The sequence below is a fragment of the Eleftheria terrae genome, assembly GCF_030419005.1.
In the GTDB taxonomy this organism is placed as follows: domain Bacteria; phylum Pseudomonadota; class Gammaproteobacteria; order Burkholderiales; family Burkholderiaceae_C; genus Caldimonas; species Caldimonas terrae.
Map to the genome: position 1 here is coordinate 697,183 of NZ_CP106952.1, position 13,197 is coordinate 710,379.

The window sequence follows — 13,197 nt, forward strand, 5'->3', positions numbered from 1 at the left end:
GGCTATGTGCCGCCGGCCGACGTCGGCGTGGCCGTGCCGCCCAACCGCATCCTGCCGGGCTGCGAGGCGGTGACGCCGGAGATGCTGCCGCTGCTGTCGCTCGGCCAGCCGGACATCGACCGCATCGTGGCCGCGGTGCCCGGCGCCGCCGCCAATGTGCAGGACATCTATCCGCTGGCGCCGCTGCAGGAAGGCATCCTCTTCCACCACCTGATGTCGAGCACCGGCGACGTCTACCTGACGCCCGCGCTGTTCGCCTTCGACAGCCGGGCGCGGCTGGACCGCTTCCTGCAGGCATTGCAGGCCGTCATCGACCGCCACGACATCCTGCGCACCGCACTGCAGTGGGACGGCCTGCCCGAGCCGGTGCAGGTGGTGTGGCGCCAGGCCCGGCTGGAGGTGGAGGAGCTGAGCTTCGACGCCGCCGACGGCGACGTGGCCGAGCAGTTGCGTGCCCGCTTCGATCCGCGCCACCACCGCATCGACATCCGCCGCGCGCCGCTGATGCGGGTGTTCGTGGCCTACGACACGCCGCGTGACCGCTGGTGCCTGCTGCTGCTCAACCACCACCTGTGCGGCGACCACACCACGCAGGACGTCATGCTGCAGGAGATCGGTGCGTTGCTGGAGGGCCGGGGTGACCAGCTGCCGGCGCCGCTGCCCTTCCGCAACTTCGTGGCCCAGGCCCGGCTCGGCATGCCGGCGCAGGCGCACACCGATTTCTTCACCGAGCTGCTGGGCGACGTGTCCGAAACCACTGCGCCCTTCGGCATCGCCGACGTGCAGGGCGAGGGCGCGGCCGTCGAGGAAGCCAGCGAGCTCATTGAGCCGCCGCTGGCCGCCCGGCTGCGCGAGGCCGCGCGCCAGGCCGGCGTGAGCGCCGCCAGCCTGCTGCACCTGGCCTGGGCGCAGGTGCTGGCCCGGGTGTCGGGCCGCGACGATGTGGTGTTCGGCACCCTGCTGTTCGGGCGCATGCAGGCCGGCACCGGGGCCGACCGCGTGATGGGCCTCTTCATCAACACCCTGCCGATGCGCATCCGCCTGGGAGGCGAGAGCGTGCTCGACAGCGTGCGCCGCACCCATGCGCTGCTGGCCCGCCTGATGCGGCACGAGCATGCCTCGCTCGCGCTGGCCCAGCGCTGCAGCGCGGTGGCCGCACCGGCGCCGCTGTTCACCGCCCTGCTCAACTACCGGCACAGCGGCTCGGCCGGTGGCCAGGCGGCTGGCGCTGCGAGCGCGGCCTGGCAGGGCATCGAGTTCCTTGGCTCGCAGGAGCGCACCAACTACCCCTGCACCCTCAATGTGGACGACCTGGGCGAGACGCTGGTGTTGACGGCGCAGGTGCGCCGCCCCGCCGACGCCCGCGGCCTCTGCGCCTTGGTGCACAGCGCGCTGCTGCAGCTGGTGCAGGCGCTGGAGCAGGCACCGGCCACCCCGGTGCGCCAGCTCGACGTGCTGCCGGCCGGCGAGCGCGAGCGCCTGCTGGCGCTGGGCCGTGGCCCGGCGCCGGTGGCGCGCGATGGCCGCTTCCTGCATGCCCGCATCGAAGCCATGGCCGCTGCGCGGCCGGAGGCCACCGCGCTGGTGCACGAAGACCGCCGGCTCAGCCTGCGCGAGCTGAATGCCCGGGCCAACCAGCTGGCGCGCCATCTGCGCCGCCTGGGTGTCAAGCCGGATGCCCGGGTCGCCCTGTGCGTGGAGCGTGGCCTCGACCTGGTGGTGGGCCTGCTGGCGGTGCTGAAGGCCGGCGGTGCCTATGTGCCCATCGACCCGCGCTATCCGCAGGAGCGCCTGCTCTACATGTGCGAGGACAGCGCGCCGGTGGCGGTGCTGACCCACGACCGGGTGCCGCCCGAGGTGAGGGACGGCCTGCGTGCCGCGCTCGGCGCCCAGCTGGTGCCGGTGCCGGTGATCGACCTCAGCGCCGATGCGGCGCACTGGCAGGGCGAATCGGAGGCGGACCTGCCGCCCGCCGAAGCCGGCCTGGCGCCCACCCACCTGGCCTATGTGATCTACACCTCCGGGTCCACCGGCCGGCCCAAGGCCGCGCAGGTGCAGCACCAGGGCCTGCAGAACCTGCTGGACTGGTATGTCGAGGACCTTGGCCTGGGCGCCGACGACAGCGTGCTGGTGGCCACTTCCCAGAGCTTCGACCTGACGCAGAAGAACCTGATCGGCCCGCTGCTGGTCGGCGGCACGCTGCACCTGGCGCCGGAGCCCTTCGATCCGGCCGCCATCCTGGCGCAGGTCGAGCGCGAGCGCATCACCCACCTCAACCTGGCGCCCAGCGCCTTCCATGCGCTGGTGGACGCCGATGGCGCTGGCCGGCTCGGCAGCCTGCGCCGGGTGGTGCTGGGTGGCGAGCCCATCCAGGTGGCCAAGCTGCTGGCGCTGCCCGAGCCGCGGCCCGAGTTCATCAACAGCTACGGCCCCACCGAATGCAGCGACGTGGTCGCCTGGCACCGCCTGTCGCCCGACCTGCAGCGCTACGAGGCGGCCGGCGTGCCGCTGGGCCAGCCCATCCGCCACATGCGCCTGCTGCTGCTGGACGAGCAGCTGCGGCCGGTGCCGGCCGGCGTGGTGGGCGAGATCCACATTGGCGGCATCGGCGTCGGCCGCGGCTACCTGAACCGGCCGGAGCTGACGCAGGAGCGCTTCGTGGCCGAGCCGCTGGCGCTGCAGGCCGGTGAGCGCCTCTACAAGACCGGCGACCTCGGCCGCTGGCGCGAGGACGGCACGCTGGACTACCTCGGCCGCAACGACTTCCAGGTGAAGATCCGCGGCCTGCGCATCGAGCTGAGCGAGATCGAGGCCTGCCTGGCCCAGCATCCCGCGGTCGGCGAGGCGGTGGTGCTGGCGCGCGAGGACCGGCCGGGCGACAAGCGGCTGGTGGCCTACTACGTGCCGGCTGCGGCGGACGAGGCTGGCGGCGCCGCCGCACCGGGCGTGGATGCCCGCGCCCTGCGCGCCCATGCGCTGGCCAGCCTGCCCGAGCACATGGTGCCGGCCGCCTACGTGGCGCTGCCGGCCTGGCCGCTGTCGCCCAACGGCAAGCTCGACCGGGCCGCGCTGCCGGCGCCGCAGGCCGAGGCGCTGGTGTCGCGCGGCGACGAGCCGGCGCAGGGTCCGGTCGAGTGCGCGCTGGCGGCCCTCTGGTGCGAGGTGCTGCAACTGCCGCGGGTGGGCCGGCACGACAACTTCTTCGAGCTGGGCGGCCATTCGCTGCTCGCCATCACGCTGATCGAGCGCATGCGTCGCGCCGGCCTCGATGCCGATGTGCGCACGCTGTTCGCCGCGCCGACGCTGCAGGCCCTGGCCGCCGCGGTGGGACAGGGCGCGCCGCGGGTGGCGGTGCCGCCGAACGGCATCCCGGCCGGCTGCAGCCGCATCACGCCGGAGATGCTGCCGCTGCTGTCGTTGGCGCCACAGGAGATCGAGCGCATCGTGGCCGCCGTGCCCGGCGGCGCCGCCAACGTGCAGGACATCTATCCGCTGGCGCCGATGCAGGAAGGCATCCTCTTCCATCACCTGATGGAGACCGAAGGCGACGTCTACCTGACCCCGGCGCTCTACCGCTTCGACAGCCGGGCGCGGGTGGACGCCTACCTGCAGGCGCTGCAGGCCGTCATCGACCGGCACGACATCCTGCGCACCGCGGTGCACTGGAAGGACATCGGCGAGCCGGTGCAGGTGGTCTGGCGCCGCGCGCCCATGCCGGTGCAGGAGGTGGTGCTCGACCCCGCCGACGGCGACGTCGCGATGCAGCTGCTGCAGCGCCACCATCCGGCGCACTACCGCATCGACGTCGGCCAGGCGCCGCTGGTCCGCACCTTCATCGCCCTGGATGGCAGCGATGGCCGCTGGGCGGTGCTGCAGCTGTTCCAGCACCTGGCCATCGACCACACCACGCTGGACCTGGTGCGCCACGAGATCCAGGACCACCTGCTCGGCCAGCAGCAGGCGCTGCCGGCGCCGCTGCCGTTCCGCAACTTCGTCGCGCAGGCGCGGCTGGGCGTCACCCGCGAGGAGCACGAGGCCTTCTTCCGCGGCATGCTGGCCGATGTCGACACCCCCACCACGCCGTTTGGCATGAGCAACGTGCTCGGCGATGGACGGGCCGTCGCCGAGGCCCGCCAGGCGCTCGATGCCGCGCTGGCGCGCCGCCTGCGCCAGGCCGCCCGGGCGTTGCAGGTGAGCGCGGCCAGCGTCTGCCACCTGGCCTGGGGCCTGGTGCTGGCCCGGCTGTGCGGGCGCGAGGACGTGGTGTTCGGCACGCTGCTGTTCGGCCGCATGGAGGCGGGCGAGGGCGCCGACCAGGTGCTGGGCCTCTTCCTCAACACGCTGCCGGTGCGGGTGCGCGTGGACGAGGCTGGCGCCCGCGACGCGGTGCAGCAGGTGCACCGCCTGCTGGCGCAGCTGCTGCGCCACGAGCATGCGCCGCTGGCGCTGGCGCAGCGCTGCAGCGCGGTGGCGGCGCCCGCGCCGCTGTTCAGCAGCCTGCTCAACTACCGGCACAGTGCGCAGCCCGCCGCCATCCCGGCCGCGGAGCTGCAACAGGCCTGGGACGGCATCGAGCCGGTGGCCGGTGAGGAGCGCACCAACTACCCATTGGGCCTGTCGGTGGACGACCTGGGCCAGGACTTCCTGCTGACCGCCCAGGTGCAGTCGCCCATCGAGCCGCAGCGCATCTGCGCCTTCATGGAGACGGCGCTGCAGGCGCTGCTCGATGCGCTGGAGCAGGCGCCGGCCACGCCGGTGCGCCAGCTCGACGTGATGCCGGCCCACGAGACCCGCCGGCTGCTGCAAGACTGGAACGACACCCGCCGAGAGGAGCCCGAGGCACTGTGCCTGCACGAGCTGGTGGCCGCCCAGGCTGCCGCCACCCCGCAGGCGCTCGCCGTGGTTCAGGAAGGCCGACAGCTCAGCTATGCCGAGCTGGACCAGCGCGCCGACCGGCTGGCGCACGCGCTGCGCCGGCTGGGCGCCGGGCCCGACGCGCGTGTGGCGGTCTGCATGGAGCGCAGCCCGGAACTGGTGGTCGTGCTGCTGGCCGTGCTCAAGGCCGGCGCCGCCTATGTGCCGCTGGACCCGGCCCATCCGCTGGAGCGCTTGGCCGAGATGTGCGCCGACTGCCGCCCGGTGGCGGTGCTGGTGCAGGCCGCGCTGGCCGAGGCGCTGCGCCAGGCGCTGGCCGACGGCCCGGCCGCCACGGTGCCGCTGCAGGTGGCGGAAGAGGCGCTGCAGGCGGTGCCGCCCGGCACCGCGCCGCTGCCTCGCGCGGTGGTCGGCGTGCGGCCGCATCACCTCGCCTATGTCATCTACACCTCCGGCTCCACCGGCCGCCCCAAGGGCGTGATGGTGGAGCACCGCAGCATCTGCAACGAGGTGCAGGCGCTGCGGCGCCGCTACGGCACCGGCCCGGGCGACCGGGTGCTCGGTTTCGTCTCGGTGGGCTTCGACGTGGCGGTGGAGGACATCTTCGGCACGCTGGTGGCCGGCGCCACGCTGGTGCTGCGCAGCGAGGCCTGGATGGCTGGCGCGCGCCGCTTCTGGGCGCTGTGCGGCGAGCACCGCATCACCGCCCTCAACCTGCCCAGCCCGTTGTGGAGCCAGCTGGCCCAGGAGGAGGGCGGCGAGCTGCCGGCCTGCCTGCAGCGCGTCACGGTGGGTGGCGAGCGCCTGTCGGCCCGCCATGTGGCGGACTGGTTCGCCCGGCCCGGCCACCGGCCGCGCCTGTCAACGCCTATGGCCCGACCGAGGCGGCCGTCTGCACCACGCTGCACGAATGCGCCGCGCAGCCCGAGGCCGACCCGCCGGTGGGCCGGCCGATCGACAATGTGCGCATCTACGTGCTGGACGCGCGGCGCCGGCCGGTGCCGGTGGGGGTCGAGGGCGAGCTGTACATCGGCGGCGTGGGGGTGGCCCGTGGCTACCTGGATCGCCCCGAGCTGACCGCCGAGCGCTTCGTGCGCGACCCCTTCAGCGACGAGCCGGGCGCCCGGCTCTACCGCACCGGCGACCTGGCGCGCTGGCTGCCCGCGGGCGAGCTGGACTTCCTCGGCCGCAACGACCACCAGGTGAAGATCCGCGGCTTCCGCATCGAGCCCGGCGAGATCGAGGCGCGGCTGGTGCAGCACCCCGCGGTGCGCGACGCGGTGGTGCTGGCCCGCGAGGACCGGCCGGGCGACAAGCGCCTGGTGGCGTACTACACCGTCGCGCCCGGCCAGCCGGCGCCGACGGCCGAGGCCCTGCGCGCGCACCTGGCCGCCACGCTGCCCGAGCACATGCTGCCGGCGGCCAGCGTCGAGCTGCCGGCGCTGCCGCTCGGCCCCAACGGCAAGCTCGACCGCCGCGCCCTGCCGGCGCCGCAGGACGGGCCGGCGGCCGGGCGCGCCTGGGAGGCGCCGGTGGGCGACATCGAGACCACGCTGGCCCGCCTGTGGAGCGAGCTGCTGCAGGTCGAGCGCGTCGGCCGGCAGGATGACTTCTTCCAGCTCGGCGGGCATTCGCTGCTGGCGGTGCGGCTGGCTTCCCGGCTGCGGGTGGCGCTGGGCGTGGAGCTGGGCCTGGCCGAGCTGTTCGCACGTCCGACGCTGGCCGGCCTGGCGCAGGCGGTGGAGGCAGCGGCCCGCAGCGAGCTGCCGCCCATCGCGCCCGGCGAGGCGGAGCGCGCCGGCGGGCCGCTGGCCCTGTCCTTTGCGCAGCAGCGCCTGTGGTTCCTGGCGCAGATGGACAAGGCCAGCCAGGCCTATCACATGCCGCTGGGCCTGCGCTTGAGCGGACCGCTGGACGGGGTGGCGCTGCGTGGCGCGCTGGACCGCATCGTGGCCCGGCATGCGGCCTTGCGCACCCGCTTCGTGCGGCACGAGGGCACCCCGGCGCAGGAGATCGCGCCGCCGGACACGGGCTTTGCCCTGCAGGTGCTGGACCTGCGCGGCCACCCGCAGGCCGAGGTGCGCCTGCAGGCCGAGATCGAGCACGAGGCCCAGGCCCCGTTCGATCTGGAGCGCGGGCCGCTGGCGCGCGGGCGCCTGCTGGTGCTCGGCGAGGCCGACCATGTGCTGCTGCTGACCCTGCACCACATCGTGTCCGACGGCTGGTCCATGGGCGTGCTGACGCACGAGCTGGAGCAGCTGTACGCCCACCTGCGCCGCGGCGCGCCCGACCCGCTGCCGGCGCTGCCGCTGCAATACGCCGACTACGCCGCCTGGCAGCGGCGCTGGCTGGCCGGCACGGTGCTGCAGGCCCAGACCGCCTATTGGCAGCGCACCCTGCAGGGCGCGCCGGTGCGCCTGGAGCTGCCCACCGACCGGCCGCGCCCGCCCGAGCAGGACCACGCCGGCGCCGAGATCGGCTTCGAGCTGGATGCCGGGCTCACGGCCGGCCTGAAGGCCCTGGCCCAGCGCCATGGCGCCACGCTGTTCATGACGCTGCTGGCGGGCTGGGCGGTGGTGCTGGCGCGGCTGTCGGGGCAGGACGACCTGGTCATCGGCACGCCGGTGGCCAACCGCCAGCGCGCCGAGCTGGAGCCGCTGATCGGCTTTTTCGTCAACACCCTGGCCTTGCGCCTGGACCTGTCCGGCGAGCCCAGCGTGGCCGACTTCCTGCAGCGGGTGAAGACCCGCGCGCTGGAGGCGCAGCAGCACCAGGACCTGCCTTTCGAGCAAGTGGTGGACATCGTCAAGCCGCCGCGCAGCCTGTCGCACAGCCCGCTGTTCCAGGCCCTGTTCAGCTGGCACAAGCAGCCCGAGCGCCACTTCGCGCTGGACGGCCTGCAGGCCCGGCCGGTGGGCGCGGCCCATGCCACCGCGCAGTTCGACGTCACGCTCAACCTGGTGGACGCGGGCGACCGCATCGTTGGCGCGCTGGAGTACGCCACCGCGCTGTTCGACGCCGCCACCATCGAGCGCCACCTGGCCCACCTGCGGCAGGCCTATGCCGCCATGGCGGCGGACGAGGGCCAGGCCGTCGCCCGCCTGCCGCTGCTGTCCACCGCCGAGCGCGGCCAGCTGCTCGACGGCTGGAACGACACCGCCTGCGACCTGCCGCCGCCGCACGGCCTGCACCAGCACTTCGAGGCCCAGGCCGCCCGCACGCCGCAGGCGCCCGCGCTGCGCTGGCGTGACGTCACCCTCAGCTATGACGAGCTGAACCGCGAGGCCAACCAGCTGGCCCACCACCTGCGCGCGCTGGGCCTCCAGCCCGACGACCGGGTGGCTGTTTGCGTCGAGCGCAGCCCCGAGATGGTGGTGGGCCTGCTCGCCATCCTGAAGGCCGGCGGCGCCTATGTGCCGCTGGACCCCGGCTACCCGCCCGAGCGCCTGGCCTACATGTGCGAGGACAGCGCGCCGGTGGCGGTGCTGGTGGACGGCCAGGCCAGTGCGGCGGTGGACGCCGCCATCCGCCAGGCGCTGGCCCGGCAGGGCCGCAAGGTGCCGGTGATCGACCTGCAGCTGGACGCACGGCGCTGGAGCCGCCGGCCCGAGGACAACCCCGACCCCGCTGCCGTCGGCCTGCACGGCGGGCACCTGGCCTATGTGATCTATACGTCCGGCTCCACCGGCGTGCCCAAGGGCGTGATGATCGAGCACCGCGGCCTGGCCAACTACCTCGCCTGGGCGGTGCGCACCTATGCGCCGCAGGGCGGCGCGGTGGTGTCGTCCTCGCTGTCCTTCGATGCCACCGTGACCAGCCTGTGGACGCCGTTGATGTGCGGCGGCTGCGTGCAGCTGCTGCCCGAGCGGCAGGAGCTGGACGCGCTGGAGGCGCTGGTGCAGCAGCCGTCGGGCTGCGGCCTGGTGAAGATCACGCCGGCCCACCTCGACGCCCTCGGCCAGCGCCTGCTGGCCGAAGGTGGCCGCAGCCATGTGGACGTGTTCGTCATCGGCGGCGAGGCGCTGTCACCGGCCACCGTGGCGCTGTGGCAGCGGCTGCAGCCCGGTGTGCGGCTGATCAACGAATACGGGCCGACCGAAACGGTGGTGGGCTGCGTGGTGCACGAGATGACCGCGCCGGTGAGCGGCTCGTGCGCGGTGCCCATCGGCCGGCCGATCGCCAACACCCGCATCTACCTGCTGGACCGCCTGGGCCAGCCGGTGCCGGTGGGCGTGATCGGCGAGATGCACATCGGCGGCGCCGGCGTGGCGCGCGGCTACCTGAGACGGCCGGAGCTGACGGCCGAGCGCTTCCTGCACGACCCCTTTGCCGGCGACCCGGCGGCCCGCATGTACAAGACCGGCGACCTGGCCCGCTGGCTGCCGGACGGCACGCTGGAGTACCTGGGCCGCAACGACTTCCAGGTGAAGATCCGCGGCTTCCGCATCGAGCCGGGCGAGATCGAGGCCCGCCTGCTGCAGCACCCGGCGGTGCGCGAGGCGGCCGTGCTGGTGCACGAGGAGCGGCCCGGCGACAAGCGGCTGCTGGCCTACTACACGGTGCACGCCGGCCAGCAGGTGGAGGCGGCCGGGCTGCGCGAGCATGCGGCCGCCGGCCTGCCCGAGTACATGGTGCCGGCCGCCTGGGTGATGCTGGACGCACTGCCGCTGACGGCCAATGGCAAGCTCGACCGCGCCGCGCTGCCGGCGCCGGGGGCGCAAGCCGCGGCCCGCCCCTGGGAGCCGCCGCAGGGCGAGGTCGAGGGCGCGCTGGCCGCCATCTGGGCCGAGGTGCTGCAGGTCGAGCGCATCGGCCGGCATGACGACTTCTTCGAGCTGGGCGGGCATTCGCTGCTGGCGGTGAAGGTGGCGTCGCTGATGCGCCGCCAGGGCCTGCATGCCGATGTCGGCGCCCTGTTTGCCTCGCCCACGCTGGCTGCGTTGGCCGCCTCGGTGGGCGGCGAGGACCGGCAGGTGGTGGTGCCGGCCCAGCGCATCGCGCCCGGCTGCCAGGCCATCACGCCAGAGCTGCTGCCGCTGGTCTCGCTGAGCCAGGCCGACATCGACCGCATCGTGGCTGCGGTGCCCGGCGGCGCGGCCAATGTGCAGGACATCTATCCGCTCGCGCCGCTGCAGGAGGGCATCCTCTTCCACCACCTGATGGCCAGCGAAGGCGACGTGTACCTGACCCCGGCGCTGTTCGCCTTCGACCGCCGCGAGCGGCTCGACGCCTACCTGCAGGCCATGCAGGCGGTGATCGACCGGCACGACATCCTGCGCACCGCAGTGCAGTGGGCCGGCCTGCCCGAGCCGGTGCAGGTGGTGTGGCGCCGGGCGCCGCTGGGCATCGAGGAAGTGGTGCTCGACGCGGCGGCCGGCGACGCGGCCCGGCAGCTGCGCGAGCGCATCGACCCGCGCCGCTGGCGGCTGGACGTGCGCAGCGCCCCGCTGATGCGGGTGTTCATCGCACACGACGCGGCCCGCGACCGCTGGCTGGCCCTGTGGCTGCTGCACCACCTGGCGGCCGACCACACCACGCTGGACGTGATGCACCAGGAGATCCAGGCCCACCTGCTGGGCCGCACCGACCGGCTGCCGGCGCCGCTGCCCTTCCGCAACTTCGTGGCCCAGGCGCGCCATGGCGTGAGCCGCGAGGCGCACGAGGCCTTCTTCCGCGAGATGCTGGGCGACGTGGAGGAGCCGACCGCGCCCTTCGAGCTGTCGGACGTGCAGGGCGAGGGCCGCGACGTGGCCGAGGCCAGCCGGCTGCTCGATGCAACGCTGGCTGCCCGGCTGCGTGAGACGGCCCGCACGCTGGGCCTGAGCGCCGCCAGCCTGGTGCACCAGGCATGGGCCCATGTGCTGGCGCGCATCTGCGGGCGGCCGGACGTGGTGTTCGGCACCGTGCTGTTTGGCCGCATGCAGGGCGGCGAGGGCGCCGAGCGGGTGCTGGGGCTCTTCCTCAACACCCTGCCGCTGCGGGTGCGCTTTGGTGACGACGGTGTGCTGGCCGCGGTGCGCCGCACCCACGGCCTGATGGCCCGGCTGCTGCGACACGAGCATGCGCCCCTGGCGCTGGCCCAGCGCTGCAGCTCGGTGCCGGCCGCGACGCCGCTGTTCACCGCCCTGTTGAACTACCGGCATGGTGCCGACCTGGGGTCCGCCCCGCCGTCGGCCGAGGAGCTGGCGCAGGCCTGGTCGGGCATCGAGTTCCTCGGTGCCCAGGAGCGCACCAACTACCCGCTGATGCTGTCGGTGGACGACCTGGGCGAGGGCTTCCTGGTCGGCGCCCAGGTGCGCTCGCCGCTGGACCCGCAGCGCCTCTGCGCCTTCATGGAAAGCGCGCTGCAGCAGCTGGTGGACGCCCTGCAGCACGAGCCCTCGCGGCCGGCCCGCAGCCTGGACGTGCTGCCGGCCGCCGAGCGGCGACAGCTGCTGCAGGAGTGGAACCAGACGCAGGCGGCCTACCCGAGGCAGCAGAGCCTGCACGGCCTCATCGAGGCGCAGGCGCGGCGCACGCCGCAGGCGGTGGCGCTGGTGCACGGCAGCCGATCGCTGAGCTACGCGGCGCTGGACGAGCAGGCGGGCCGGCTGGCCACGCAGCTGCGGCGGCTGGGCGTGCAGGCGGGCGAGCGGGTGGCGATCTGCGTGGAGCGGGGCGTGGAGATGGTGGTGGGGCTGCTGGCGGTGCTGAAGGCCGGGGCGGCCTATGTGCCGCTGGACCCGGCCTACCCGGCCGAGCGGCTGCAGTGGATGTGCGAGGACAGCCGGCCGCGGGTGCTGCTGACGCAGGCCACGGTGGCCGAGGGGCTGAGGCGGCAGGTGCAGGCGGTGCTGCCGCAGGACGCGACGGTGCTGGACCTGCAGGCGGACGCCGGGCGCTGGGCCGAAGCGCCGGTGCTGGTGGCCGGGCCGCTGGAGCCCGAGGCGCTGGCCTACGTGATCTACACCTCCGGCTCCACCGGGCGGCCCAAGGGCGTGATGGTGCGCCACCGCGGGGTGGTGAACCTGCTGTGGTCGATGCGCGAGGCGCTGCAGGTGCAGCAGCAGGACCGGGTGCTGGCGCTGACGACGCTGGCCTTCGACATCGCGGCGCTGGAGCTGTACCTGCCGCTGGTGAGCGGGGGGCGCTGCGTGGTGCTGGACAGCGCGCAGGCGGGCGACGCGCAGGCGCTGGCCGAGGTGGTGGAGCAGGCCGGGGTGACGCTGATGCAGGCGACGCCGGCGACCTGGCGGCTGCTGCTGGACAGCGGCTGGAGCGGGTCGGCGGGGTTGAAGGCGCTGTGCGGGGGCGAGGCGCTGGAGCGGGCCCTGGCGCAGCGGCTGCTGGCGCGGGTGGGGCAGCTGTGGAACGTGTACGGGCCGACGGAGACGACGATCTGGTCGACCGCGCAGCGGGTGCAGGCTGGCGGCGAGGGCGGGGTGCACGAGGCCATCGGGCGGCCGCTGGCGAACACGCAGGTGTATGTGCTGGACGGGCAGGGCGAGCCGGTGCCGCGGGGTGCCAGCGGCGAGCTGTACATCGGCGGCGACGGCGTGGCGCAGGGCTACTGGGGCCGGGAAGAGCTGACGCAGGAGCGCTTCGTGGCGGACCGCTTCGGCGGCGTGGCCGGGGCGAGGCTGTACCGCACCGGGGACCTGGTGCGCTGGCGTGCGGACGGGGTGCTGGAGTTCCTGGGGCGCAACGACCACCAGGTGAAGCTGCGGGGCTACCGCATCGAGCTGGGGGAGATCGAGGCGCGGCTGGCGCAGCACCCGGGCGTGAAGCAGGCGGTGGTGGTGGCGCGCGAGGACAGTCCCGGGGAGCGGCGACTGGTGGCGTACCACACGGCGGCGGGGTCGCAGGCGGTGGCGGCGCAGGTGCTGCGGGAGCATGTGGCGGCGGCGCTGCCGGCGTACATGGTGCCGGCGGCGTATGTGGCGCTGGCGGTGCTGCCGCAGACGCCCAACGGCAAGCTGGACCGGCGTGCGCTGCCGGCGCCGGAGGGCGAGGCCTATGTGAGGCAGGCCTACGAGGCGCCGCAGGGCGAGCTGGAGCAGGCGCTGGCGGGCCTGTGGGCCGGGCTGCTGCAGCAGCCACGCATCGGCCGGCATGACAACTTCTTCGACCTCGGCGGGCATTCCCTGCTGGCGACCCAGCTGATGGTGCGCGTCCAGCAGGAGATGGACATCGAGATCCCGATACCCACGCTGTTCAGCGCGCCGACGCTGGCCGCCTTTGCCGAGGCGGTGGTCGACGCCCGGCTGGCGACCTTCGCCGACGACGACCTGGAAGCACTGGTCGCCCGCCTCTGAGCGCCGCGGCCCACCCATCGAAGCCCCT

At 74.2% G+C, this 13,197-nt stretch carries 1 protein-coding gene and 1 pseudogene; both read left to right on the forward strand.

All coding sequences use genetic code 11. The features are described 5' to 3' along the window. Positions 1-27 precede the first annotated feature (27 nt). Positions 28-5,655 (forward strand): annotated as a pseudogene (locus N7L95_RS26835) (amino acid adenylation domain-containing protein); the annotation flags it as partial. Then, positions 5,604-13,169, forward strand: a complete 7,566-nt coding sequence (locus N7L95_RS26840) for a non-ribosomal peptide synthetase (RefSeq protein ID WP_301260690.1) — start codon at positions 5,604-5,606, stop codon at positions 13,167-13,169. The pseudogene N7L95_RS26835 and the gene N7L95_RS26840, both read left to right, overlap by 52 nt. Positions 13,170-13,197 lie beyond the last annotated feature (28 nt).